We start from the raw sequence: 24,051 nt of genomic DNA, 5'->3' as shown, positions 1-24,051 counted from the left end.
ATGAGCGACGACAAGAGCTTCGAAGAGAACCGCCACGATCAGCTGACGTCGGCTCCGAAGGCCACGGAAGAGGATGCCGCCCCCCGTTTCGACGTGAGCCACCACGACGGCGTCACCCGCATCGACGTGCGCGATGACGCGGCGGTGCGTCCCGGTCCGGGTCAGGGCGACCCGGCGGCGGAGGAAGACACCCCGATCACCGAGCAGTGACCGTCCGTCACTCGACGATGAGATAGCCGCGGCGGTCGAAGCCGCCGATCCGGCGTCCGGATGCCAGGTGCCCGGCGATGTCGGCGCGCAGGCGCCGACGCCAGACGGCGGCGGCGGCCGGGTCACTGCGACGAAGGGACGCGATGTCGTCGGGGACGGCCACGACCGCGACGACATCGGCGTCTGCCGGCGCAGGGGCGGGCGGCTCGGCCACTGCCCACGACACCAAGAGCCGGTCGGACTCGTCACCGCGGTTCACGGCATCCGCCATCGCTCCATAGTGGTCGGCGAGGTACTCGGTCACGCGCGCGCCCAGCACCGCGAGGTTGAAGTACGCGTTGCGGGCCACCAGCGGGTCGAACGTCCAGGTGATATGCCCGACTCCGCGCTCCAACGCCCACGCGCGCTGATGCTCCTTGAGCCGGCGGCCGAGGCCGCGATCCTGGTGGCCGGGCAGGATGCCGGTGATGTGCGAGTGCATCGTCCGCTCGGCGGGCGGACCGAAGAACGCCGCTGATGCCCCGATCATCCTGTCGCCGTCGAAAAGCCCGACGACGTAGTTGCCCGCGTGCTCGAGCGCTCGGAGGATGTTGGCCGGCATCGTGCCGCGCTCGCCCCATACCTCGTCGAGCACCCGGGCTGCCTCGTGAATGCCGCCGACGTCGTCGAGGGTGCGGATCTCGAAGTCGTTCACGCATCGAGTCTCGCACCACCGCCACCGACGCTGATCAGCCGCGGCACAGGGGGCGGTGGACGGACGGTCCCCTCTTGCGTCGAAGGCGACATCAGGTGCGGTCGCGGGGCACCCTTGTCGTTCAGGCGGGCGAATGCGGCAGGACCACGGGGCGCCCGGTCCTCGGATCGGCCAGGATCGTGCACTCGATGTCGAAAACGCTGCGGATCGTGTCCGGGGTGATGACGGTCTCGACCGTTCCTGTCGCGGCGATCCGGCCGTCACGCATGGCGACGATGTGGTCGGCGTAACGAGCGGCGAGGCTGAGATCGTGAAGCACCATGACGACGGTCACCCCCTCGAGATGGAGCCTACGAACGGTATCGAGGACTTCGAGCTGGTGCGCGATGTCGAGATACGTGGTGGGCTCGTCCAGAAGGAGGACGGGTGTGCTCTGCGCCAGCGCGAGCGCGATCCAGGCGCGTTGCCGCTGCCCTCCGGAAAGAGTCGAGAGCGGGTGGTTCGCCCGTTCGCGAAGACCGGTGCGATCGAGTGCATCGAGCACGATGTCCTCGTCGGCGCGTGACCACTGGTCGTACCAGCGCCGGTGCGGGTCACGCCCGCGCGTGACGAGATCGATGACGGTCAACTGCTCCGGCGCCATCGGGGCCTGCGGCAGAAGAGCCACCTGGCGAGCGAGAACGCGGTGCGGGATGTCGGCGATCGGCGTGCCCTCCAGGAGCACCTGCCCGTCGCCCGCCGGGCCGAGCCTGCTGAGACTGCGAAGGAGGGTCGACTTGCCGCACCCGTTCGGACCGATGATCGCCGTCACCTGGCCGGCGGGGATCTCCAGATCTATGCCCTTGAGCACGGAGCGTTCCCCGAATCGGAGGACGAGATCGCGAACGGTGAACACAGAGGTCATTGCGTGGGGTCTTTCCTCGAGCGAACGAGCAGCCAGATGAGGAACGGGGCGCCGATGACGGCGGTGACCGCGCCGGTGGGGAGGAGAAGAGGCGCCAGCGCGAACCGTGCGACGAGATCGCTCGCGAGAAGAAGCGCGGCTCCCGCGATCCCGCTCGCCACGAGCGGAGGCCGGGGTGAGCGACAGGCGAGACGTGCGAGATGGGGGGCGACGAGAGCGATGAAGCCGATCGGGCCCGCCGCGGCGACGGGGACGGAGGTGAGAACGACCGCGATGAGAAGGAGGAGTCCCACCGACTGCGGCACGCGGTAGCCCAGCGAGGTCGCGATGGATGGTCCGAGCTCCAGCGCGGGGAGCCGCGAGGAGAGGACGATCAGGGGGGCGAGGGCCGCGACGGCGGCGACGGTGACGGCGGCGACTTCCGACCATCCTCTGCCGCCGAGCGAGCCCGCGAGCCACGCGTTCGCTCGGGCCGCGTCGTCGATGCTCGCCGCGGTGAGCATCCAGCTCGTCAGTCCCCCGAACAGCGCGGAAACGCCGACACCGGCGAGCAGGGGCGACAGTCCGGTCGTGCCCGTGACACGGAGCAAGAGTCCGACGATGGCGGCCGCGACGACGCCGCCCAGGAGAGCGGCGAGCGGGGTCCCGATGACCTCCAGCGCCGCGGCGCCGGCGGCGTTCGTGCCGCTGAGGACGATCGCGGCGACCGCACCGGCGCCCGCGCCCGCTGAGACGCCGAGAAGGTCGGGACTCGCCAGGGCGTTGCGGGCCGTCGTCTGCACGATCGCGCCGGCGACGGCGAGACAGACCCCCACGACGATGCCGAGAGCCACGCGCGGCAGACGTATGGCGTTGACGACGAGGTGGTCCCGGGCACTTCCTTCCCCTCGGAGTGCGGCGACGACATCCCCGGGGGCGAGCGTGTAGTCGCCCAGGGCCAGCCCGGCACCGGCCAGCAGGACGGTCGCGACGAGGAGAAGCGCGCAGACGACGACGGTTCGTCGGCGAACCTGCTGCGAGAACATCCCGACGCGCAGAGTGGTGGACGCGCTCATGCGGAGGTCTTCCGGGTGCGGACGATGATGACGAGGAGCGCCGGAGCGCCGATGACCGCGAGGACGACGCCGACCGGGAGTTCCGCGGGCGAGATGATGACACGTCCGATGACGTCGGCGACGACGACGAGGAGTGAGCCGAGCATCGCACTCGCGGGCAGGAGCACCTCGTGCTTCTCGCCGAAAACCCTTCGCGCGAGGTGAGGGGCGACGAGCCCGACGAATCCGAGAGCTCCGATGGCCACGGTCGCCCCACCGACGAGGAGGGTCACGACGACCAATCCCAGGAGCCGGGTCGGAAGCAGGTTGCGCCCCAGAGCGGCCGCGACGTCGTCGCCGAGCACCAGCACATCGAGCGCGCGAGCGTGCGCACCGGCGAGGACGCCGCCCACCGCGAGGGGAACGAGGGCGGCCAGGAACACGTCGAGATCCCGGCCTGCGCTCAACGAGCCCACCGTCCAGAAGCGGAACAGGTCGAGCGCGGCGGAGTCGAGCAGCAGGATGATCCCGGTGATCGCGCCGAGCAGGGCGGACACGGCCGTTCCGGCGAGCACCAGCGACGCGGGGGACGCGTCTCGACGGCGGCTCGCGGCGAGCCCGATGACGACCACGACGATCGTGCCCAGGGCAGCGCCGCCGAATGCCGCCCCGAGGTAACCAGCGGGTGTGGTGAGACCGAGAGCCGAGATACCGACCACGACAGCGAGGGAACTGCCGGCCGTGATCCCCAGCAGACCCGGATCGGCGAGCGGATTACGGGTGTGACCCTGGACGACGACACCCGCGACCGCCAGAGCAGCGCCCCCGACGATCCCGATGAGCGTGCGGGGCAGACGCTGGTCTTGCACGATCGCACGCGCTTCCGGGTCCGCCGTCCCCAGCAGCGCCTGCCACACCGCTACCGGGGCGATCCCTCTCGAGCCCACCATCAGACCGAGGGTGAGGCAGACGGCGGTGACGGCCAACGCCGCGCCTACGAGAAGCGCCGCGCGCGCCATGCCGCCCGACGACAGGTTCAGGGTTCCGCTCTCAGAAAGTGGCGAGCAGCGACTCGATGACGTCGATGCTGTGGAGCGCGGTCAGTGCCGCACCTTCATGGGTCTGCTTGTCGGAGCGCACGACGTGGCCTCCGGCAACCGCGGGCAGCTGCGTCCACAATGAATCGGTCTGCAGCTCGTTCCAGGACGCGGCGTCGTTGACCAACGCCACGACGGCCGTCGCATCGCTCCACTTCGACACCAGCTGCTCGGGCGAGTATTCGACGCCCTCGCCGCTCTGAATCGCTTCGGCGAAAGCGGCGGACGGCGCGGCGCCGAGGTCTTGGAGCACGGTCGAGAGCAGTCGGTTGGGGCGCACATCACTCCCATCGGAGGTCACGTTGATGGGCGCGAACGTCTGGGACGCGAGAACGTCGGCGTATGCCTCCGACACCTCCGCCACGCGAGCGTCGTACTGCGCGATGAGCTCCGCGGCGCGAGTCTGCGTCCCCGTCGCCTCGGCCACGAGACGGAGGTCGTCCTGCCACGTGCTCGTGGTTTGATCGCCGATCGCCAGCACGGGGGCGATCGCCCGCAATTCGTCCAGGATGGGCTCGACGTCGTCGATGCGGCTGACGATCAGAGTCGGCGCGGCCTCCGCGATCGCCTCCAGGTTGACCTCGTCGGCGAGGAACATCGGCGAAGCGCCCACCGCCTGCGCAAGGGCCGGCGCGACAGGAGCCTCGAGGTCCAGCGCAGCGGCCTCTTCGTACGGGTACCCGGTGAGGGGCAGCCCCAGCGACAGCACGATGTCGAGGTCGCGGCGCCCCTCCAGGACCACCACCGATTCGATCGTCTCGGGCACGGTCACCGGGCCGAGGACGCTTTCGACGGTTCGGTCGCCCTCCTTCGCCGCAGAACCGCCGCCGCTGACAGCCGCGCACCCGGTCAGCGTGAGAGCAGCGACGGAGCAGAGAACGAGAAGAGAGGCGGGGAAGCGTTTCGCAGGCATGAGGGGTATCCTTGATCCGTCATGGTCGACTAGGTAAGGCTACCCTAACCCATGCATGGGGCGTGGCGCCCGGGAGGAGTCCGATGCAGCGAACCGCGAGGGGAAGGGGGCGTCGGGAGGGCGGCCTCATCGATGGCCCCGAGAGTGTCACCGCGATCGCGACGGCGGAATTGTGCGACCGCATCATCGACGGACGGCTGGCCATGGGCGCGCATGTGACCGAGCATGCACTCGCCGCGGAGATCGGCGTCGGACGGCAATCCCTCCGCGAGGCCCTCCGTGCGCTGGAGAGTCGACGCGCCATCGTCCACGTGCCGCGCGCGGGGAGCCGCGTGGTGCAGCTGACCCTGCAGGACGCCTTCCAGGTGACCACGGTGCGCGAACAGCTCGAGGCACTCGCGGTGCAGCAGGGGGTTCCGGCGAACGGCGAGAGGTTCGAGCGCCTGCGGACGGCTATGGACGCGATGGAACGCAACGCCCGCGCGGGCGACGAGACACGCGCCCCGCACGACGGTCTGCAGTTCCACACGGCGTTGGTGAACCTGGCGGGCAACGACCACTTGAACGCCGCCTACGCCGCGATCGCCCTCCCGGTGGCCATACTCATGCGCCTGAACCGTCAGGCGCAGGCGGAAGCCGAGTCTCTCCTCGAGCGCGCGGCGCGACATCGACGCGTCGTCGACCTGGTTGCCGAGGGGCATCCCGACGCCGTGCTCGCGGAGCTGCGCGCACACCACACGGCCGCCTACCTTCTCGGCGACCACCTGTCCGCTCACGACGCATCCGACGACGCGCTCGCATGGGCCGGCAGACTCGGACGGGTCGACCGGGGGTCGAGTCCTGACGGGTCAGCGCCCTGACGGCGGGGGCGAGTCGGTCCGGCTCACGTGGCGAATCGTGCGGCCTCGCTCGATGACGATGGCGATGCCGCCGACGAGCCACAGCGGCACCTGGGTCAGGAAGGCGATGCGGAAGGCATCCAGGGAATAGGTCGCGGGGGTGCCCGCGCCCTGCACGTCCATCGCGATACCGATGAAGAGGATCGCGAGCAGCGCCGCCAGGAACCCGCCGCCGTTGACGATGCCCGTCGCCGTGCTCAGGCGGTGACTCGGCGTGAAGGTGCGGGCGTGGTCGAAAGCGATCATCGACGCCGGCCCTCCGGTCGACAGCGCGAACATCAGCACCACCAGCAGCCAGACCGGAGCCGGTCCGGGCCACACGATGACGACGACCCACACGACGGCCTGGAACACGACCGTGGGCAGCACGAGCCACCGCGATCGCCGGGTGGGATGCCGGCTCGACAGCGCCCCGATCACCGGGCCGCTCAGGATGCTGAACAGCACGAGCGACGTCATCACGAGCGACGCGGTCGCCGGCGCGAGCCCCTGGGCCGCGGTGAGGAACGGGAAGCCCCACAGCAGCATGAACGCGGTCCCCGCGAAGGGAGTGGCGAAATGCGACCAGAACCCCAGCCGCGTACCGGGGTGCGCCCAGGACTCGCGGAAGCCTTTGCGAAGGTCGGGCGCCGAGCGCACCACCCGGATCGCACCGGTCTGCGTGTCGACGGATGTGTCGACGGGGTCGGACCGCCGTTCGGGCGGACGGTTGCGGATGATGACGAACGTCAGGACCGCGAAGAGCAGACCGAGACCCGCGACGCTGCCGAAGGCGACGCTCCAGCTCGTCGCGTGCAGAAGGGCCGCCAGCGGCACGACCGCGACGATCTGGCCCAACTGGCCGAGGATGCCCGTCAGCTGCACGAGCACCGGCGCGCGCTGCGCGGGAAACCAGGTCGCGATCACGCGCAGGACGCTCGGGAAGATCGCGGCGTCGCCCGCACCGATCAGCACGCGGGCCAGGATGCCGATCCCCACGGCATCCGCGAAGGCCATCACCAGCTGGCCGACGGCCATCAGCACCATGCCGATCGCGATCATCGGGCGCGCACCGAACCGGTCGAGCAGCAGGCCGACCGGGATCTGCATCGCGCCGTAGACGAAGAGCTGGATGACGGCGAACATCGACAGCGCCGAGGCGTCGGCCCCGAAGCGCACCGCGGCATCCACTCCGACGGCCGAGAGAGACGTTCGGTTGATGATCGACACGACGTAGGCGAGGACGCCGACGGCCCACAGCGTCCAGGTGCGCCAGCCCGGCCGGTCGAGGCGGAGGGTGCTGGTCACGCGATCCAGGCTATCCCCGTCCTCCGACACCGGCGTCGGCGAGCGGGCGCGCCCGGTCCACGGCGCGAGCGGGTACGGGGCGCGAAATGTGCACCGGGGCGTCCGGCGACCACCCCGGTGCACGAATCGTGCCCCGGCACGACCGGTCGGAGCGGCCTTAGGGTGCGGGGTCCGCGCGGAGTACGGCCGCCATCCCGGCGCGCACCCGATCGAGATGACGCGCGAGGGGTATGCCCGTCGGATCCGCCGCCCACTGCTCCAGCGCCACCTGGAGCAGCTCGACCGCGACGCCGGCGATGATGCGCGCCTGCGCGGCATCCACGCCACGAGCGACGTAGCCCTCGGTCAGCGCCGCCCGCAGATCGGCCTGCTTCTGCAGATCGCGCTCACGCAGAGCGGGCTCGGCCTCGATGAGGCGCCGCGCGGCGACGATCTCGGCGCGGCGGGGCTCGAAGCGTTCGGCGGCGAGGGTCTGCAACCCGTTCCAGGCGACGGCGAAAGGCGCCATGTCGGCAGGTGCGGCGGCGAGCATCTCGGTGGCGAGCCGGGGGATCTCGTCCCCGTCGAAGAAGACCTCGCGCTTGTCGCCGAAATGACGGAAGAACGTCCGTCGCGTCACCCCTGCTCGCTCGACGATGTCCGGCACCGTGGTCGCCTCGAAGCCGCGCTCGACGAACAGGGCCAGCGCGGCGGCACGCAGGCGCTCGCGCGTGTCCGGTGCCCATCTGGCCATGTCGCGATCCTACGCGATGACACTTGGTGTCATCACGCTCTACGATGAGGGCACCCCGTGTCATCACGCGAAAGGCTCCTCATGCCCACTCACGCCACCGACGAGGTGCTCGTGCGCGTTCGCGCCGTGGCGGTGAACCCCGTCGACTGGGTCATCCAGGGCACGAGCCGCATCACCTACCGGTGGCTGCGCACCCCCGCGGTGCTCGGTTCCGACGTCGCCGGCGAGGTCGTCGCCGTCGGCGCCGCCGTGAAACGTCTCCGGGTAGGGCAACACGTGTTCGGGCTGGCGACGGGCACCGACCGCGGGCGCGATGCCCTTCGTGAGGGCGCCTTCCAGCAGTACACGACCCTGCTGGAACGCCTCGCGGCCCCCACACCCGACACCCTCGCCGACGAGGAGGCGGCGGTCTTCCCCCTCGCCCTCTCCACGGCGGCCTGCGCACTGTTCCAGCCCGGGCAGCTCGGACTCCGGATGCCGGGTGACCCGGCCCCTCCGGGACCGGCCGGTGTCGTGGTGGTCTGGGGAGGGTCCACGAGCGTGGGGATGAACGCCGTCCAGCTCGCGTGCGCCGCCGGATACGACGTCGTGACCACGGCATCCGCGAAGAATGCGCACACCGTCCTGGGCCTGGGGGCGAGCGCCGTGGTCGACCACCGCTCCCCCTCGGCGGTCGACGAGCTCGTCGCCGCCATCGCGGGACGCCCCGTGGTGGGCGCCGTGGCCCTGGGCGCCGGCTCCACCGACGCGAGCATCGACGTGCTGTCGCGGACGGGCGGAACGCGCCTCGCCATGGCGAGCACGCCGGTCTCGCTCGACACCCTCGCAGGGCGACGACGCCTGTTCCCCGCCATGATCCCGGTATTCACCCGCATCGGTCTCGGCACGCTCCGTTCGACTCTGCGGGCTCGACGGCGTGGCATCCGTGCCGCCTTCGTGTGGGGCAGCAGCCTGCGCGACGACGACATGGGTGCCCGTCTCTGGGGCGAGGTCGTGCCCCGCGCCCTCGCCGAGGGGGCGCTTCGCGCGGCACCCGCGCCCGTCGTCGTCGGCGAGGGCCTCGGCGCGATCCAGGGCGCACTCGACCGGCAGCGCGCGGGCGTCTCCGCGCAGAAACTCGTCGTGCGCCTCTGATCGCGGGCGGCGGCGTGCGCCCGGCCGGCGCCTGGGCCCGGCGGGGGCATCCGCACCGCGGAGCCCGGCGGCGGCATCGGCCCCTCCCCGCACCGACGGTTCCGCCCGGGGCCTCGAGCCATGGCGCGCCGCCGGCCCGCATCCGTGGTCGGCGAGGCCGCGTACGCACGGCAGAATGGTCCGATGGTCTCCGCGAGCCCCCACCTGCAGCCCGATCACGCCTGCCTCATCGTGCACGGCAAGGACACCCCCGGTATCGTCGCCGCGGTCTCCGCGCTCATCGCCCGTCAAGGCGGCAACATCGTCACCTTCGACCAGTACTCCGACCAGCTGCGCGACGGCGCGTACTTCCAGCGCGTGGTCTTCCACCGTTCCGACCTGCCCGCAGCTCTCCCCGCGATCGAAGCCGACCTCGCGAAGACCCTCGGCGAGGGCTTCGAACTGGAGTGGACCCTCACCGACCTCTCGACGCCGAAGCGCATGGCGATCCTGTCGTCGAAGCAGGACCACTGCCTGCTCGACCTGCTGTGGCGCCACCGTCGCGGCGATCTGCCCGTCAGCATCCCGATGGTGGTGTCGAACCACACCACCTCGGCCGACGACGTGCGCTCTTTCGGCGTTCCCTTCTTCCACGTGCCGTCGACGCCGGGCCCCGACAAGTCGGCATCCGAGGCGCGCATCCTCGAGCTGCTCGTCGGCAACGTCGACTTCGTCGTGCTGGCGCGCTACATGCAGATCCTGTCGCCCGACTTCCTCGAGAAGATCGGCGTGCCGGTGATCAACATCCACCACTCGTTCCTGCCGGCCTTCATCGGCGCCGAGCCGTACAAGAAGGCCAAGGAGCGCGGGGTCAAGCTCATCGGCGCCACCTCGCACTACGTCACCAGCGACCTCGACGAGGGCCCGATCATCGAGCAGGACACCGTGCGCGTGACCCACGCCGACTCGGCCGCGGAGCTCGCCCGCCGGGGCGCCGACGTCGAGCGACAGGTGCTCTCGCGCGCCGTGCTCTGGCACGCCGAAGACCGCGTGCTGCGCGACGGAAACCACACGATCGTCTTCTGACCTCCGCCGCCGCGGCGGAGGTCGATCCGGGTCGCTCAGGCGAGCGAACGCCCCGCGGGGAGATGTCCGCTCCGACGCGCCGACTCACCCTCAAAGACACATTTGACGGTCATCGGATCGCCGTCGCCGCGATTCTGTTCTCGCGTCTGCGGCTGCCCACCGCCCCGGCCGCTGCCGCACCCGGCGAGCGGTCGTCGATTCTCACGGATCTGCGCGAGGGCCCGCGCGAGTTCTCCCGCCGCCGCTGGGTCTGGATCGTCGTGCTGCAGTTCGGGGTGCTCAACGCCGCCTTCACGGGCGCGACCACCGTGCTCGGGCCCCTTGTCGCCGACGAGACGTTCGGACGAGGAGGATGGGGCCTCGTGGTCGCCGCGCACACCGCGGGCTTCGCCGCGGGCGCGCTCCTGGCCCTGCGATGGCGCCCGCGACGAGCGCTCGGCATCGGCGTCGCCGCCATGGCATCCGCCGCGGTCCCCCTGGCCTCTCTCGCCCTCACCCCCGCTCTTCCCACCCTGATCGCGGCCTTCGCCCTCGGCGGGTTCGCGATCGAGCTGTTCGCCATCGCGTGGGACCAGTCGCTGCAGACGCACGTTCCCCGCGCCGCGCTGTCGCGCGTCTACTCGAACGACATGGCCGGCTCGTTCATCGCCGCCCCCTCGGCGAAGTGCTCGTGGGGCCCCTCGCCCACGCAGCGGGCACCACGCCCGTGCTCCTGGGGTGCGCCGCCGTGGTCGTGATCGCCACCGCGGCAGCGTCGTGCTCCCGCAGCGTGTGGCGGATCCGGGCCGCCTGAGGCCTCAGTACACGTACTCCATCAGCTCGACGCCCAGCACGCGGAAGGCGTCGTGCGCGCGGAGGCGGTGCGCGATCGAGAGGTCGTCGAAGTTCACGATGAGCGCGTAGGCCACGCCCGCACGCGGTCCGCCCAGCACACCGGCCTCGGCTCGCACGCCCGATGCCCGCCCGGTCTTGTTGACGAACAGCAGGCCGTGCTGGTCGTTCTCGTGGGCGAAGGGATCGAGGCCGGTGGCGGATGCCACGAGCGAGAGGTCGTGGTTCAGACTCAGCCACTCGGCGACCTGCGCACTGACCCCGGGCGAGACGATGGTGGAGTTGACCAGACCCGCGAACACGTGGGCCATCTCGCGCGCGTTCGACAGCGCGAGGTGCGGCGCATCGTCGGGGCCACGATCGTCGCGGAAACGATCGAGCAGGGCCGTGCGCCGCAGGCCCAACGCCTCGACGCGGGCCCGCACGGATTGCAATCCCACGCGGTGCACGAGCGCGTTGACAGCCAAGGGATCGCCCGACGACGCGGCCAGCGTCGCGAGGTCGACAAGAGGCAGCGCCGGAGCCTTGAGGTGCTGCCAGACGCCGCCGTGGGCGGCACCGTGCACCGCAGCGCGGTCGATGATCTCGAGCGGATCGATGCGCCCCGCCTCGATGGCCGCCGCCACCTCGATCAGAAGCGGCACCACCCCCAGCCCGCCCACCGGCAACGTGACGAAGTCATCGCCCGAGAACACTTCCGAGCCGCCGTCGAGATCGTCGATGCGCACCGACACCTTGGCCCCCGACGCGGCCAGCTCGTCGAGCGAGCGGAGTGTCGCCGTGAACGAGCGTCGCCCGGCCGCCGCGCGACGCGGAAGCCTCTTGGGCCCCTTCCTTCCGGCACCGCGCAGGGCCGGCGCGTCGCGACGAGACGACTCGACCGACCCGCCGACGGGTTCGGGCACGGCGGGCTCGGGAACCGGGGGCATGCCCACGAGAGTGGCTCCTTCCGGGTCAGCGGGGCAACAAACGCAATCTCACCAGATGGTGACGCGCTGGTCGGCGTCGAGCCAGAGGGCGTCGCCCTCGGTCACTCCGAACGCCTCGTAGAACGCGTCGATGTTACGCACGATCTGGTTGCAGCGAAACTCGTTCGGCGAGTGCGGATCGATGGTGAGCAGGCGTATGGTCTCGGCGTCACGGCCCTTCTGCTGCCAGATCTGCGCCCAGCTGAGCAGCAGACGCTGGATGCCGGTGTACCCGTCGACGACGGGCCCCTCACCCGCGCTCTCGCCCGCGCCCTCGAGGAATAGCCGGTAAGCCGCGATCGCGATGCCCAGGCCGCCGAGATCGCCGATGTTCTCGCCGATCGTCAGAGCGCCGTTGACGTGGTGCTCCTCGCTCAGGCCTTGCGGCACGAGGGCCTCGTACTGCGCGATGAGAGCCTTGGTGCGCTCCTCGAACGCCGCGCGGTCGGCATCCGTCCACCAGTCGCGCAGCGACCCGTCGCCGTCGAAGCGGCTGCCCTGGTCGTCGAACCCGTGGCCGATCTCGTGACCGATCACGGCGCCGATGCCGCCGTAGTTCGCCGCGGCGTCGCGATCGGCGTCGAAGAACGGGTACTGCAGGATCGCCGCCGGGAACACGATCTCGTTCATGAGCGGGTTGTAGTACGCGTTGACCGTCTGCGGCGTCATGTACCATTCGTCGCGGTCGATCGGCTGACCGATCTTCGCGAGCTGGCGGTCGTGCTCCCACACGTGCGCGCGACGGACGTTGCCGACCAGATCGTCGGCGACGACGTCGAGGTCGGTATAGTCCTTCCACCGCACGGGGTACCCGATCTTCGGGGTGAACGCGTCGAGCTTGGCGAGCGCCCGCTCGCGCGTCTCGTCGGTCATCCAGTCCAGACCGCGGATCGACCGGCGATACGCCTCGATGATGTTCGCGACGAGGCCGTCCATGGCGTGCTTCGCCGCCGGCGGGAAGTGCCGCTCGACGTAGACCTTGCCCACTGCTTCGCCCAATGCCGCCTCGACGAGGCTCACGCCGCGCTTCCAGCGCTCGCGGTTGACGGGCACGCCGGTGAGCTGCGTGCCGTAGAACGCGAAGTTCTCGGCCACGAAGTCGTCGGAGAGGAACGCGGCCGCGGAGTGCACGATCTTGAAGCGCAGCCAGGCCTTCCAATCGTCGAGACGCTCTTCGACGAGCAGCGTGCCGAGAGCCTCCACGAAGCTCGGCTGGTACACGATGACCTCGCCCAGCGCGCCCTCGTGACCCGGTGCCACGCCCCGACGCCACGGCTCGAGGTCGACGCCGGCCAGGGCGAGGGTGTCGTCCCACGTCTTGAGGTTGTACGTCTTCACCGCGTCGCGGCTGTCTTCGCGCGACCAGTGGTGGGCGGCGAGGTCGGTCTCGAGGGCGAAGACGCGATCCGCGGATGCCGCGACCTCGGCGACACCGGCCAGCTCGAGGATGCCCGCGATGTGCCGCCGGTACGCCGCGCGCGTCTCGTCGAAGTTGTCGAGGCGGTAGTAGCTCTCGTCGGGCATCGAGATGCCGCCCTGGTACACGACGGGGACGTAGCGGGTCGGGTCGCCCGGGTCGGGCTCGACGAAGAGGGCGATCAGACCGCTGATGCCGTCGCGCTCCAGCTCGCCGATCAGCTGCAGCAGCGACGGGATGTCGGCGACGCCGTCGACCCGCTCGAGCTGGTCCTCGAGGGGTTCCCGGCCGAGCCTCTCGATGCGGTCGGTGTCCATGAAGCTCGCGAACAGGTCGCCGATCTTGCGGGCCTCGGTGCCCGGCTCGGCCTCCTGCGACTCCTGGACGATGGTGCGCACGTTCGCCTCGGCCTGCTCGGCGATGAGGTGGAACGAGCCCCAGCGGGCCTTGTCGTCGGGGATCTCGGTGCGCTCCAGCCAGCGGCCGTTCACGTGACGGAACAGGTCGTCCTGCGGGCGGATCTCGTCGCTGAGCTCGTCGAGCGCGAGACCGGAGCGGGGGATGTCGGTCATGCACACAGAATAGGTGCCCTCGATCTGTGCGGGCTCCGAACCCGGCACCGGATGTGGACGCGATGTCGGAGGCCCGCCCTAGGCTCGGAGCGTGACGACCCGCCCGCCCGAGACGTTGAACCGCTCCATCCTGCGGCTCGCGGTTCCGGCGCTGGGCGCCCTCGTCGCCGAGCCCCTGTTTCTCATCGTCGATGCGGCGATGGTCGGCCACCTGGGCGTCGCGCCGCTGGCGGGCCTCGGCGTCGCCGGTGCCGTGCTGCAGACCGTCGTGGGGCTCATGGTCTTCCTCGCCTACTCCACGACCCCGGCCGTCGCTCGCCACTTCGGCGCGAGAGAGCACGGTCGAGCGGTGTCGGTCGGTGTCGACGGCATGTGGCTCGCGGTGGGTCTCGGCGCGGCGCTGGCCGCAGCGGGGGTGCTCGCGACGCCGGCGGTCGTCGACGCGTTCGGCGCTGCGCCCGACGTCGCCGAGAACGCGCGTGTCTACCTGTCGATCTCGATGTGGGGTCTGCCGGCCATGCTGGTGGTGTTCGCGGCGACGGGCCTGCTGCGGGGCATGCAGAACACGGTGACCCCGCTGTGGATCGCCGGCCTCGGCTTCGGCGCCAATGCCCTGCTGAACGCGGTGTTCATCTACGGCTTCGACTGGGGCATCGCCGGCTCCGCGATCGGCACGGTCGTGGCGCAGTGGGGCATGGTCGGCGCGTACGTGCTGGTGGTGCGGCGCCTCGCGCGGCAGCACGCCGCATCCCTCCGTCCCGAACGCGCGGGGCTCGGCGGTACTGCCCGGTCGGGGGGCTGGCTGTTTCTGAGAACGGCGAGCATGCGCGTGGCGTTTCTCGGCACGGTCGCCGTGGCGACGGGCCTCGGCTCCGCCGAGCTCGCGGGCTGGCAGATCGCCTTCACCATCTTCTCGACGGCGGCGTTCGTCCTCGACGCTCTGGCCATCGCCGCGCAGGCGCTGATCGGCAGCGCGCTCGGTGCGGGCGACACCGCGACCGTCGGCCGCGTCCTGCAGCGCACGGCGGCATGGGGTGTGTGGTTCGGCGTCGCGGTGGGCGCCGTCGTCGCCGCGGCATCGGGCGTGATCGGACTCGTTTTCACGGGCGATGCCGGGCTCGCCGCGCTCATTCAACCGGCGCTGCTCGTGCTCGCGGTCGCCCAGCCCGTCGCGGCCATCGTGTTCGTGCTCGACGGCGTGCTCATCGGCGCGGGCGATGTGCGTTATCTGGCGATCGCGGGCCTGCTGAACCTCGTGCCGTACGCGCCGGCACTCGTCCTCGTCGCGGTGCTCGCCGGCGGAGGCGCGACGGGACTGACCTGGCTGGCGGGGGCGTTCTTCGGCGTGTACATGCTGGCGCGCCTGGCGACGCTCGGACTGCGGGTGCGGGGGCGCGCGTGGATGACGGCCGGCGGCTGACCACGCGACGCGGGGTGGGCATCCGATCCGGACGCCCACCCCGCGGCTCTCACGTGTACCAGGTGGGAACCGGAACCTGACCCAGCAGCACATACTCGCCGACCTCGCGCTTCTTGTACGCGATGGGGTCGTGCAGGCTGTGGGTGCGGAGGTTCCGCCAGAAGATGTCGAGGCCCACGCTGTTCGAGGTGGCCCGGGCGCCCGTGAGCTCGTAGATCTTCGACGCGACCTCGAGGCCGTCGTCGACGATGCGGAGCTTGCCGGCCGCGATGCGCACAGCGATCTCGCCGCGTCGACGCTCGGTCAGCTCCTCGCGCGGCGCGTGCAGCACGGCGCTGATCTCGGCACCCACCGCATCGAGCAGCGCCTCGTCGGCCCAGAGTTTCGACTGCAGCGTCCCGTAGCCCTCCAGCAAGTACCACTCGTCGCTCGCGCGCTGCTTGTCGTCGCCACCGTACGGCCACGGGCGCGTGCGCTCACGCGTGTATGCCGACGCGGTCTCGAGGGCGCCCTGCGCGATGCCGAGGTAGAAGTTGGCGAAGACGAGCTGGATCGTCGGCACATTGAGGGTGTTGTACACCAGAGGCTGGAACTGCTTGTCGACGAAGCCCGCGGCATCCGTCCAGGGCACCCGCACGTCGCGGATCTCGACCGAGCCCGACTCGGTGAGGCGCTGGCCGAGGTTGTCCCAGTCGCCGGCGAAGACGATGCCCTCCTGCGCGGTAGGGACGATGGCGAAGATGTGCGTGTCGGTGCCCTCGAGCACGCCTTCGAGCACCGTCAGGTCGGAGACGCGCCCGCCGGTCGAGAACGATTTGCGCCCCGAGAAGATCAGGTCGTCGCCGTCTTCGCGGATCACGAGGTCGGAGTCGCGGGGGTTGACCGCCCCGCCGAACAGGAACACGTTGCGGGTGTACAGCTCTTCGACCGCGGCGATCTGCGCATCGGTGGCGACCAGACGCGCCGCCCACGCCCACAGGTAGTGGTAGCCGAGCAGCTGACCGATCGAGCCGTCGCCGCGGGCGACCGCGCGGATGACCTTGTACGCGGTGTCCCAGGTCTCGCCGGCGCCGCCATGCTCGCGCGGGCCGAGCAGGGTGACCAGACCCGACGCCTTGAGCAGTTCGACTTCGGCGAACGGGGCCTGATTCGCCCGATCGCGCTCGACCGCGTCGACGGCGAGGATATCGGCGACCTCGCCGGCGCGCTCGATCCATCCGGCGCTAGTGTGTGGGGTGGCTGCGTCCCGCCAGCGGTCGGCCAGGCCCGTCGTCGCTGAATCCGTGATCGTCATGATCGTTCCCTTCCCAGGTGTGTGATTCGGTGTCGCGTCTTTTCCCGGCTGCCACCGGGGAGAGACAGGTCGCTCGCTGCGGCGGGGCGCATCCTCGTCCCGCGTTCCGTGAGCGCGTGGCGACAGTAAACATCCGTTCCCCGGCAAACGGGGGCGTGTTACCGAGGAAGACCTTCTGTGTCGGCCCGCGATGTCACATCGGGGCTCACGCCCAGCGGCGGCACCACTCGTACATGATCACCGCGGCCGCCGAAGCGGCATTGATCGACCGTGTCGATCCGTACTGGGTGATCTCGACCACGCCGGATGCCGCGGCGAGCGCCTCGGGAGACAGTCCTGGCCCTTCCTGCCCGAAAAGCAGAACGCACGCCTCGGGCAGAGCGGCGCGATCGACGGGAACAGACCCGTTCACGTTGTCGATCGCGATCACGGGAAGTCCCTCGGCCTGCGCCCACGAGACGAAGGCCGCGACGTCGTCGTGGTGCCGGACATGCTGATACCGGTCGGTCACCATGGCGCCGCGGCGATTCCAGCGGCGCTTTCCGACGATGTGCACCTCGGCGGCGAGGAAGGCGTTGGCACTGCGCACGATCGAGCCGATGTTGAGGTCGTGCTGCCAGTTCTCGATGGCGACGTGGAAGGGATGCCGCCGCGTGTCGAGATCGGCGACGATGGCCTCCATCGTCCAGTACCCGGTAGGGATCGACGACGTTGCGGGTGTCGCCGTTCGCGAGCAGCTCGGGGTCGTAGCGGGGGTCGGTGGGCCACTCGCCCTGCCACGGACCGACGCCGTGGGTCGGGGGCTCTTGCGCGGGGGGAGCATCCGCCGGGACCCGTTGCGCGGGCGTAGGGCCATCGGCATCCGTCACCGCCCCAGGCTACCTGCGACCCGGCTACCGTCACCGCGCGGCCGTTCTCCCAACCACCGTTGCGTCGGGTGGAGGGAGGCTCTGCGAGCGACGCAACCACTTTTCGGTGAGCCGAAATATCGCTAGTGTTTCGGCATGCCGAAAAATCTCGATGCCGTGGACCGCCGTCACGCGCCGGGGCGCGGGCTCTGGCTCCTCGGCCCCGCGATGGTCGCCGGCGTCGCCTACCTCGACCCGGGCAACGTCGCCAGCAACATGACGGCCGGCGCGAGCTTCGGCTACCTGCTGGTGTGGGTCGTGGTGCTGGGCAACGTGATGGCATGGCTGATCCAGTACCTCTCGGCCAAGCTGGGCATCGTCACCGGTGAGAGCCTCCCGCAAGTGCTCGGTCGCCGTATCGGCCGACCGTGGGCGCGCCGCGCGTACTGGCTACAGGCCGAGCTCGTGGCGATGGCCACCGATATCGCCGAGGTCATCGGCGGCGCCGTCGCGTTGAACCTGCTCTTCGGGGTGCCACTGGTCTGGGGCGGCGCGATCACCGGTGTCGTGTCGATGCTGCTGCTCGTGGTGCAGTCCCGCCGCGGTGCACGCGCGTTCGAGACCGTGCTGATCGGCCTGCTGGTGATCATCGCGGTGGGCTTCACCTTCGGGCTCTTCTTCGCGCCACCCGCGGCCGGCAGCGTGGTCGCGGGACTCGTGCCGCGATTCGAGGGGACGAATTCGGTGCTGCTGGCGGCATCCATCCTCGGCGCCACGATCATGCCCCACGCGATCTACGCGCATTCGGCGCTGACCCGCGACCGCTTCGCCCCCGGTACCCCGGCCACGGCCGCGGGTCTCGAGGAGGCACGCGGCATCTCGACGCCCCGCCTGCTGCGCGCGACCCGCTGGGACGTCACGATCGCTCTCGCCGTCGCCGGTACGGTCAACCTCGCGATCCTGCTGCTGGCCGCGGCGAACCTCGCGGGCGTCGACGGCACCGACAGCCTCGAGGGTGCCTACGCGGCACTGCGCAACGGTCTCGGGCCCCTCGTGGCGACGCTCTTCGCCGTCGGCCTGCTCGCGAGCGGCCTGGCCTCCACCTCGGTCGGCGCGTACGCCGGGGCCGAGATCATGCACGGTCTGCTGCACGTGCGCGTTCCCCTGCTGGCCCGCCGGCTCGTGACGCTGCTCCCCGCTCTGGCGATCCTGGCCGTCGGCATCGATCCCACGCTCGCGCTCGTGCTGAGCCAGGTCGTGCTGTCGTTCGGCATCCCGTTCGCCCTCGTCCCGCTGATCGCGCTCACGGCGAACCGCGATCTGCTCGGCGCCCACCGCAACCGTCGCCTCACGAGCGTCGCCGGGATCGCGGCATCCGTGTTCCTCATCACACTGAACGCGGTGCTCCTGTGGCTGGTCTTCACCGGCGGATAAGCTGGCCCCCGTGGAATCGCCCGTGTCCGACGACTATCTCAAGGCGATCTACCACCACACCGAGTGGCAGGACTCGGCGATCACGCCATCGCAGCTGGCCGCCGTCCTGGGACTCGCCCCGTCGAGCGTGACCGAGATGGTCAAGAAGCTCGCCGCACAGGACCTCGTCACCCACCGCCCCTACGGGCCCGTGTCGCTCACCGACGCCGGACGCCGCCGCGCCGCCGCGGTGATCCGCCGCCACCGACTCGTCGAGACGTGGCTCGTGCGCGAGTTCGGCTACGCGTGGGACGAGGTGCACGACGAGGCCGAGCTGCTCGAGCACGCCCTCAGCGACCGCCTGCTCGAGGGCATCGACGACCGGCTCGGTCACCCGCGCTTCGACCCCCACGGCGATGCGATCCCGGATGCCACGGGCGCGGTGCACCGCGAACCCTTCGTGCTGCTCGCCCAGGCGCCGACCGGCCACGCGGGGCGCGTGCTGCGCGTGAGCGATCGCGACCCCGAGCTGCTGCGGGCGCTGGTGGAGCGGGGAATCGACGTGGGGCACGAGCTCGAGGTCGTCTCGGACGAGGTCGTCCGCGCGGACGGCGTCGAGATGTCGCTCCCGGCGGGCGCCGGCGCGTCGGTCTGGCTGACGCGCTGACGGCGGGCCCTTCGGCGTAGCTGTTCGGAGGGCGGGTGTGGCCGGGGGCTGGCGTGGGTCGGGGTCGTGGGTTCGGGCCACGGGTGCGGGCCGTGGGTCGGGGTCGTGATTCCGGCCGGGGCGCCGACCACCGACGTGGGTCGGTGGACCGTCGTGCGGAGTTCGTGACGACACGCCGGTGGGCGACCGCCCGGCGGCGGCGTGTCGCCCGAGAACTCCGCGAGACGGATGCAGGGAGCCCCCGCCGGAACAGACACGGTATCCGCACCCTCCCCGGGGCGGATGCCGTGACCTCGAGGCCGCGGCGCGAGCGGCGCGCGACCGCTACGCTGACCCACACCGGCATCCGGCCGGTCCGTCGAACGTGAGGGCTCATGACCACTCCTGCCGAACGGCGCCGCCCCGTCGCGGTCACCGTCGCGATCGTGCTGGTGTATGTCGGAGGACTCCTGAACACCGCTTTCGGCATCATCGTCCTGCTCTCGCGCTACGAGGTGACTCCGGATCTGGTGTTGCCGGTCTCTCTCGTCGGGGCTGCGACGATCCTGCTCGGCTTGCTCACGGTCGCCGGCGGCTCGGCGCTCGCGCGCGGCAGCCGTCTCGCCCGCAACCTGCTCACGGCGTACCTGGCGGTTCTGGTCGCGCTGCAGGCAGCGGCCATGGCACTGACGGAACTCGACCCCGTGCTCACCGTCGCCCTGGTCGCCGCGCTCGCGGTCATCGCCGCGCTGTGGGTACCCCGACGCGCGCGACGTTACTTTCGCCGAACCGCCGCCGTCGAGACGGCGTCCACCGTCCCGACGGTCTGACCCGCATCGGGTCGACCGCTTGCGGACGACCGACCGGACCGCCCGCCCGGGACCGGTCGCGCTGAACCATCCGCCCGGAGTCATCCACTCACGACCGACCACGCAGGACCGACCGCGCAGGGCCGCCCGCTCGCAGCCGCCCGCCTGACGCCGGTCCGCGCCCATCGGCGAGCACCGAGCGTCAGGCGGGCGCGGTCAACCCGCGCAGCGCGATGTCGTCAGGCATGTCGCGGCCCGTACTCGCGCGCGAGCAGACGCCGCACGAAACGGCGGTGGGCGAATCGCACCGCCTCGATCGCGGCGATGGCCACCACGACGATCATGGTGATCAGCACGGCCCCGTCTTCGCCCGGGTCGCGCAGCTGGAAGAACTCCCCCAGCGGCGGCACCGTGAAGATGGCGGTGAGGGCGATGAACATGGCTCCGATGACGAGCACCTTCACGCGGGTGACGGGGCGGGACAGCACCGTCAGCACCCAGATCGCGACGATGGCCAGGATGATCGTCGCCCCCGTGCGCAACTGCTCGACGGCGAGCCCCAGGTCCATGGCGAGGCGGGTGTAAACGGTGAGCGAGACGGCGATCACGATCCCCGCGGGAATGGCGAAGCTCAGCGAACGCTTCAAGAAGCCGGGGACGTAGCGCTGGGTGTTCGGCAGCAGGGCGAGGAAGAACGCCGGGATGCCGATGGTCAGGCCGTCGGTGATCGACAGTTGCCGCGGCAGGAACGGGAACTCCATGACCAGCGCCCCGAACAGGACCGCCAGGCCCGTGGCGTAGACGGTCTTGGTGAGGAACAGCATCGACACGCGTTCGATGTTCGCGATGACCTGCCGGCCCTCGGCCACCACCGACGGCAGGTGCGAGAAGCGACCGTCGAGCAGCACGAGGCGCGCGACGGCCTTGGTCGCCGCCGCGCCGGAGTTCATCGCGATGCCGATGTCGGCCGTCTTGATGGCGAGAGCGTCGTTCACACCGTCGCCCGTCATCGCCACGACGTGACCGCGCGCTTGCAGCGACGTGACGATGCGTTTCTTCTGATCGGGCGTGACGCGCCCGAAGACGGTGTTCTGTTCGAGGATCAGACCGAGCTCACCGTCGTCGTCGGGAAGCCGGCGGGCGTCGTACCCGTCGTCGACCTCGAGGCCCACCTCGCGGGCGATGGCGGCGACGGTGCGGGGGTTGTCGCCCGAGATGACCCGCACCTGCACGCCCTGCTCACGGAAGTACGACAGTGCACCGGCGGCGTCGGGGCGCACGGCCTCGGCGAAGGTGAGGACCGCCACGGCCACCGGCGCGCCCGAGAAGCGTTCGGCATCGACGTCGTCGTCGTCGAGCGGCTCGGCGGTGTGTGCGAGCACGAGGGTGCGACGGCCCGAGGATGCCAGCCGGGTCACCGCCGCCCCCAGTTCGGTCGTGGCGTCACCGGCGACGTCGCCGAAGACCATCTCGGGCGCACCCAGCACCCAGGTGCCCCGCGCGGTGGTGTCGGCGTCGAACGACACCGCGCTCCACTTGCGCGCCGACGAGAAGGGGATGCGGCGCGCGGCGGTGAGCGGCGTCTCGGCGGGGAACGGCTCGCGGAGGCACTGCGCCGTCGCGTTGGCATCGGGGGCCGCACCGTACCAGGCCAGCGCCTGCCGCCACCCGGCGCGCTCGTCGAGGGGCAGAGCGTCGTCGAAGCGGATCTCTCCCGCGGTGAGCGTGCCGGTCTTGTCGAGGCAGATGACGTCGACGCGGGCGAGGCCCTCGACCGCGGGGAGTTCGTTGACGAGCACCTTCTGCCCGGCCAGCCGTGCAGCGCCCACGGCGAACGCGATCGAGGTCATGAGGACCAGCCCCAGGGGAATCATCGCGGTGAGCGCGGCGATCGTGTTCACCACGGCCTGCGACCACGTGCCCTGTTGCCAGGCCTGCACCCATCCGCCGGCGACCATCATCTGGGCGTTCAGCACCAGCAGGCCGATGGGCCCGACGCCCCAACCCACCCAGCGCAGAACACGGTCGATCGAGGTGCGCAACTCGCTCGAGACGAGCTGGAAGCGCTTCGCCTCCGATGCGAACTTGTTGGCGTACGACTCGGCGCCCACGCGCACCACGCGCGCGGTGCCCTCGCCCGCCACGACGATGGAACCCGACAGTGCCTCGTCTCCGGGCCGCTTGTCGACGGCATCCGACTCGCCCGTCAGCATCGACTCGTCGATCTGCAGCGCCGCCGAGGCGACCATGATGGCGTCGGCGGGCACCTGGTCGCCCGCGCGCAGCACGAGCAGGTCGTCGCGAACGACGTCGGACGGCGCGAGCTCGACGTCGGTCCCGTCGCGCCGGACGCGCGCACGGGGGGCGTTCAGCAGGGCGAGGCGATCGAGCGCGGCCTTCGCACGGAACTCCTGCACACAGCCGATCACGGCGTTCGACAGCGCGGCGACCCCGAACAGGGCGTCTTGCCACCGGCCGAGCAGCAGCAGTACGAGGAAGCACCCGCCGACGATGCCGTTGAACAGCGTGAGGACGTTGGCCCGCACGATGTTGCCGGCGCTGCGGCTGCTGTCGGCGGTGAAGGCGTTGGTCTGTCCCGCGCGCACCCGCTCAGCAACATCTGCGGGGCTCAAGCCGCGGGCGTCGTCGAACTCGATGCTGTCGGCGATCGCCTGGTCCATGCGATCACTGTAGGGCCCGGCGCCGACATCGCTCCACGCGGGTCAGGATGCCGCGCGTCGCGCCCGATCGAACGGCCAGCGCACGTGCGTCGCCGTCTCGCAGGCACGCCAGAGCTCGCCGCCGAGATCGCTACTGCGCGTGCGCCGGGCCGGGGTCGCCCGGCGAGGGGCACCGCGCGCGACCAGGGCCGGGCCGTACATGTCGCCGCCTTCGGCGTGGGGATCGACCAGCGCCCGCACCAGAGCCCAGGCACCCTGCTCCTTGGACTGGGTGATCGGCGCCTGCAGGTTGTCGACGAACCGCTCCAGTCGCGTGGGCTCGTTCACGCCCCGGATGCCGCGAGTGCGGCCGCTCGTGGAGTAGCCGGGATGGGCGACGAGGCTCTCGACGGGCACGTCGTGCGCGCGCAGACGCCGATCGGCCTCGAGCGCCAGGGCGGTCGTCGCGGCCTTCGACTGCACGTACGCGCGCCAGGGCGTGTACCCCTCCGTCAGTTCCGGGTCGGTCGGCACATGCCGCCAGATCGAGGTCGACATGCTGCCCACCCACACCATGCGGCCCCGCGCCGACGCCAGCGGCTTCAGCAGCTCGCCCGCCAAAGCGAAATGCCCCAGCACGTTGGTCGCGAAGACGAGCTCGTGCCCGCCTGCGCTCTCGCGCGTCTTGGGCGGGTGCACCACGCCGGCGTTGAGCAGCAGGCCGTCGAGCCGCCCGCGCGCTCGTGCCGTGGCCGCTGCCGCGCGCACCGAGCCCATGTTGCTGGTGTCGAGCAGGAGCGTCTCGATCGCGGCATCCGGATTCGCACGCTTGACCGCCGCCTTGGCTGTCGCCAGGGCGTTCGGATTGCGCCCGGTGAGCACGACGTGCGCCCCGGCACCGGCGAGCTGAGCGCAGGCGAAGAATCCGAGGCCCCGGGTGGCTCCGGTGACCAGATAGGAACGCCCGGTCAGGTCGGGGAGGTTCTCGGGGTCCCACTCGGTGCGTGCCACCCCTCGACCCTAACCAGATCGCGACCCGCCGTCACGGGTGCATTCCGTACGCGGCATATCGTCACCGGGAAAACTTTTCGCGACGCGCGCGTGACGAATGAGCCGCTCGCGACGTCTCATCCCCGAGCGCACGCGCTCCGTCGCGACGAACACCCGCCGCCGACGCCGACACGACACGCAAGGAGTCAGATC

Annotated in this window: 21 protein-coding genes and 1 pseudogene; 9 read left to right on the top strand and 13 right to left on the bottom strand. The window is 70.9% G+C overall.

Annotated elements, in window-relative coordinates; genetic code table 11:
- Positions 1-210 (top strand): multidrug transporter, encoded by a 210-nt coding sequence (locus QE412_RS13865; protein WP_307484946.1) that lies wholly within the window; start codon positions 1-3, stop codon positions 208-210.
- Between the two features lie 7 nt (positions 211-217).
- On the opposite strand, the gene QE412_RS13860 is transcribed toward QE412_RS13865, so the two are convergent.
- From QE412_RS13860 to QE412_RS13840, 5 genes are all read right to left on the bottom strand, one after another.
- Positions 218-904: a GNAT family N-acetyltransferase gene (locus tag QE412_RS13860; protein WP_307484942.1), complete on the bottom strand. Its 687-nt coding sequence runs from the start codon at positions 902-904 to the stop codon at positions 218-220.
- Positions 905-1,025: 121 nt separating this feature from the next.
- Entirely contained in the window at positions 1,026-1,808 is a 783-nt protein-coding gene (locus QE412_RS13855; protein ID WP_307484939.1) for an ABC transporter ATP-binding protein, read from the bottom strand.
- Positions 1,805-2,863, bottom strand: coding sequence for a FecCD family ABC transporter permease (locus tag QE412_RS13850; protein WP_307484935.1), 1,059 nt, complete (start codon positions 2,861-2,863; stop codon positions 1,805-1,807). Before QE412_RS13850 ends, QE412_RS13855 begins: the two co-directional genes overlap by 4 nt.
- Positions 2,860-3,828: a FecCD family ABC transporter permease gene (locus QE412_RS13845; RefSeq protein ID WP_307484932.1), complete on the bottom strand. Its 969-nt coding sequence runs from the start codon at positions 3,826-3,828 to the stop codon at positions 2,860-2,862. The genes QE412_RS13850 and QE412_RS13845 overlap by 4 nt, the downstream gene beginning before the upstream one ends.
- A gap of 64 nt (positions 3,829-3,892) precedes the next feature.
- Positions 3,893-4,852 (bottom strand): ABC transporter substrate-binding protein, encoded by a 960-nt coding sequence (locus tag QE412_RS13840; RefSeq protein ID WP_307484930.1) that lies wholly within the window; start codon positions 4,850-4,852, stop codon positions 3,893-3,895.
- Positions 4,853-4,935: 83 nt separating this feature from the next.
- Between QE412_RS13840 and QE412_RS13835 the strand changes: the two genes are divergently transcribed.
- A complete protein-coding gene (locus tag QE412_RS13835; protein WP_307484927.1) occupies positions 4,936-5,712 on the top strand; it encodes a GntR family transcriptional regulator in 777 nt (258 codons plus the stop codon).
- On the opposite strand, the gene QE412_RS13830 is transcribed toward QE412_RS13835, so the two are convergent.
- Together QE412_RS13830 and QE412_RS13825 are read right to left on the bottom strand one after the other, a co-directional pair.
- The gene (locus QE412_RS13830) at positions 5,701-7,038 is read right to left on the bottom strand and encodes an MFS transporter (protein WP_307484923.1); all 1,338 of its coding nucleotides are present in this window, start codon (positions 7,036-7,038) and stop codon (positions 5,701-5,703) included. The genes QE412_RS13835 and QE412_RS13830 overlap by 12 nt on opposite strands.
- Positions 7,039-7,195: 157 nt before the next feature.
- A complete protein-coding gene (locus tag QE412_RS13825) occupies positions 7,196-7,771 on the bottom strand; it encodes a TetR family transcriptional regulator (RefSeq protein ID WP_307484918.1) in 576 nt (191 codons plus the stop codon).
- An 81-nt stretch (positions 7,772-7,852) separates the two neighbouring features.
- Here QE412_RS13825 and QE412_RS13820 point away from each other — a divergent pair, with 81 nt between their 5' ends.
- The 3 genes from QE412_RS13820 (at position 7,853) to QE412_RS13810 (ending at position 10,707) form a co-directional block, all read left to right on the top strand.
- Positions 7,853-8,905: a zinc-binding alcohol dehydrogenase family protein gene (locus QE412_RS13820; RefSeq protein ID WP_307484914.1), complete on the top strand. Its 1,053-nt coding sequence runs from the start codon at positions 7,853-7,855 to the stop codon at positions 8,903-8,905.
- Positions 8,906-9,088: 183 nt separating this feature from the next.
- The gene (gene purU / locus QE412_RS13815; RefSeq protein ID WP_307484911.1) at positions 9,089-9,970 is read left to right on the top strand and encodes a formyltetrahydrofolate deformylase; all 882 of its coding nucleotides are present in this window, start codon (positions 9,089-9,091) and stop codon (positions 9,968-9,970) included.
- Positions 9,971-10,032: 62 nt separating this feature from the next.
- A complete protein-coding gene (locus tag QE412_RS13810; protein ID WP_307484908.1) occupies positions 10,033-10,707 on the top strand; it encodes a hypothetical protein in 675 nt (224 codons plus the stop codon).
- Positions 10,708-10,767: 60 nt separating this feature from the next.
- Here QE412_RS13810 and QE412_RS13805 read toward each other — a convergent pair whose 3' ends face one another.
- Together QE412_RS13805 and QE412_RS13800 are read right to left on the bottom strand one after the other, a co-directional pair.
- The gene (locus tag QE412_RS13805) at positions 10,768-11,730 is read right to left on the bottom strand and encodes a serine hydrolase (RefSeq protein ID WP_373426575.1); all 963 of its coding nucleotides are present in this window, start codon (positions 11,728-11,730) and stop codon (positions 10,768-10,770) included.
- A 48-nt stretch (positions 11,731-11,778) separates the two neighbouring features.
- On the bottom strand, positions 11,779-13,758 hold the full coding sequence (locus QE412_RS13800; RefSeq protein ID WP_307484902.1) for a M13 family metallopeptidase: 1,980 nt from the start codon (positions 13,756-13,758) through the stop codon (positions 11,779-11,781).
- A 91-nt stretch (positions 13,759-13,849) separates the two neighbouring features.
- Here QE412_RS13800 and QE412_RS13795 point away from each other — a divergent pair, with 91 nt between their 5' ends.
- Entirely contained in the window at positions 13,850-15,178 is a 1,329-nt protein-coding gene (locus tag QE412_RS13795) for an MATE family efflux transporter (protein ID WP_307484898.1), read from the top strand.
- 49 nt (positions 15,179-15,227) lie between these two features.
- On the opposite strand, the gene QE412_RS13790 is transcribed toward QE412_RS13795, so the two are convergent.
- Complete coding sequence (locus QE412_RS13790) at positions 15,228-16,472, bottom strand: acyl-CoA dehydrogenase family protein (RefSeq protein WP_307484894.1); 1,245 nt, start codon at positions 16,470-16,472, stop codon at positions 15,228-15,230.
- A 205-nt stretch (positions 16,473-16,677) separates the two neighbouring features.
- A pseudogene (locus QE412_RS13785) lies at positions 16,678-17,341 on the bottom strand (TrmH family RNA methyltransferase).
- A 135-nt stretch (positions 17,342-17,476) separates the two neighbouring features.
- Between QE412_RS13785 and QE412_RS13780 the strand changes: the two are divergent.
- The 3 genes from QE412_RS13780 to QE412_RS13770 all read left to right on the top strand — a co-directional run bounded on the left by QE412_RS13780 (position 17,477) and on the right by QE412_RS13770 (position 20,209).
- Positions 17,477-18,754 carry an Nramp family divalent metal transporter gene (locus QE412_RS13780; protein ID WP_307484889.1) on the top strand — a complete coding sequence of 426 codons (1,278 nt, stop codon included), beginning with the start codon at positions 17,477-17,479 and terminating at the stop codon, positions 18,752-18,754.
- Between the two features lie 10 nt (positions 18,755-18,764).
- A complete protein-coding gene (locus QE412_RS13775; protein WP_307484884.1) occupies positions 18,765-19,400 on the top strand; it encodes a metal-dependent transcriptional regulator in 636 nt (211 codons plus the stop codon).
- Positions 19,401-19,774: 374 nt separating this feature from the next.
- Positions 19,775-20,209 carry a hypothetical protein gene (locus tag QE412_RS13770; protein WP_307484882.1) on the top strand — a complete coding sequence of 145 codons (435 nt, stop codon included), beginning with the start codon at positions 19,775-19,777 and terminating at the stop codon, positions 20,207-20,209.
- Positions 20,210-20,427: 218 nt separating this feature from the next.
- On the opposite strand, the gene QE412_RS13765 is transcribed toward QE412_RS13770, so the two are convergent.
- A complete protein-coding gene (locus tag QE412_RS13765) occupies positions 20,428-22,869 on the bottom strand; it encodes an HAD-IC family P-type ATPase (protein ID WP_307484879.1) in 2,442 nt (813 codons plus the stop codon).
- Positions 22,870-22,911: 42 nt separating this feature from the next.
- Complete coding sequence (locus QE412_RS13760) at positions 22,912-23,859, bottom strand: SDR family NAD(P)-dependent oxidoreductase (protein ID WP_307484872.1); 948 nt, start codon at positions 23,857-23,859, stop codon at positions 22,912-22,914.
- Positions 23,860-24,051 lie beyond the last annotated feature (192 nt).

Origin of the sequence: Microbacterium trichothecenolyticum, from assembly GCF_030818955.1 — a bacterium.
Classification (GTDB): domain Bacteria; phylum Actinomycetota; class Actinomycetes; order Actinomycetales; family Microbacteriaceae; genus Microbacterium; species Microbacterium trichothecenolyticum_B.
Note: the sequence above shows the minus strand (reverse complement) of the source record. Positions and strands in the feature narration are given on the sequence as shown.

Excerpts from the sequence above, each read along its gene's own strand:
- QE412_RS13865 (WP_307484946.1), top strand. The coding sequence starts at position 1 with ATGAGCGACGACAAGAGCTTCGAAGAGAACCGCCACGATCAGCTGACG.
- QE412_RS13855 (WP_307484939.1), bottom strand. The coding sequence starts at position 1,808 with ATGACCTCTGTGTTCACCGTTCGCGATCTCGTCCTCCGATTCGGGGAA.
- QE412_RS13850 (WP_307484935.1), bottom strand. The coding sequence starts at position 2,863 with ATGAGCGCGTCCACCACTCTGCGCGTCGGGATGTTCTCGCAGCAGGTT.
- QE412_RS13840 (WP_307484930.1), bottom strand. The coding sequence starts at position 4,852 with ATGCCTGCGAAACGCTTCCCCGCCTCTCTTCTCGTTCTCTGCTCCGTC.
- QE412_RS13835 (WP_307484927.1), top strand. The coding sequence starts at position 4,936 with ATGCAGCGAACCGCGAGGGGAAGGGGGCGTCGGGAGGGCGGCCTCATC.
- QE412_RS13825 (WP_307484918.1), bottom strand. The coding sequence starts at position 7,771 with ATGGCCAGATGGGCACCGGACACGCGCGAGCGCCTGCGTGCCGCCGCG.
- QE412_RS13820 (WP_307484914.1), top strand. The coding sequence starts at position 7,853 with ATGCCCACTCACGCCACCGACGAGGTGCTCGTGCGCGTTCGCGCCGTG.
- purU (WP_307484911.1), top strand. The coding sequence starts at position 9,089 with ATGGTCTCCGCGAGCCCCCACCTGCAGCCCGATCACGCCTGCCTCATC.
- QE412_RS13810 (WP_307484908.1), top strand. The coding sequence starts at position 10,033 with ATGTCCGCTCCGACGCGCCGACTCACCCTCAAAGACACATTTGACGGT.
- QE412_RS13805 (WP_373426575.1), bottom strand. The coding sequence starts at position 11,730 with ATGCCCCCGGTTCCCGAGCCCGCCGTGCCCGAACCCGTCGGCGGGTCG.
- QE412_RS13800 (WP_307484902.1), bottom strand. The coding sequence starts at position 13,758 with ATGACCGACATCCCCCGCTCCGGTCTCGCGCTCGACGAGCTCAGCGAC.
- QE412_RS13790 (WP_307484894.1), bottom strand. The coding sequence starts at position 16,472 with ATGACGATCACGGATTCAGCGACGACGGGCCTGGCCGACCGCTGGCGG.
- QE412_RS13780 (WP_307484889.1), top strand. The coding sequence starts at position 17,477 with ATGCCGAAAAATCTCGATGCCGTGGACCGCCGTCACGCGCCGGGGCGC.
- QE412_RS13770 (WP_307484882.1), top strand. The coding sequence starts at position 19,775 with ATGACCACTCCTGCCGAACGGCGCCGCCCCGTCGCGGTCACCGTCGCG.
- QE412_RS13765 (WP_307484879.1), bottom strand. The coding sequence starts at position 22,869 with ATGGACCAGGCGATCGCCGACAGCATCGAGTTCGACGACGCCCGCGGC.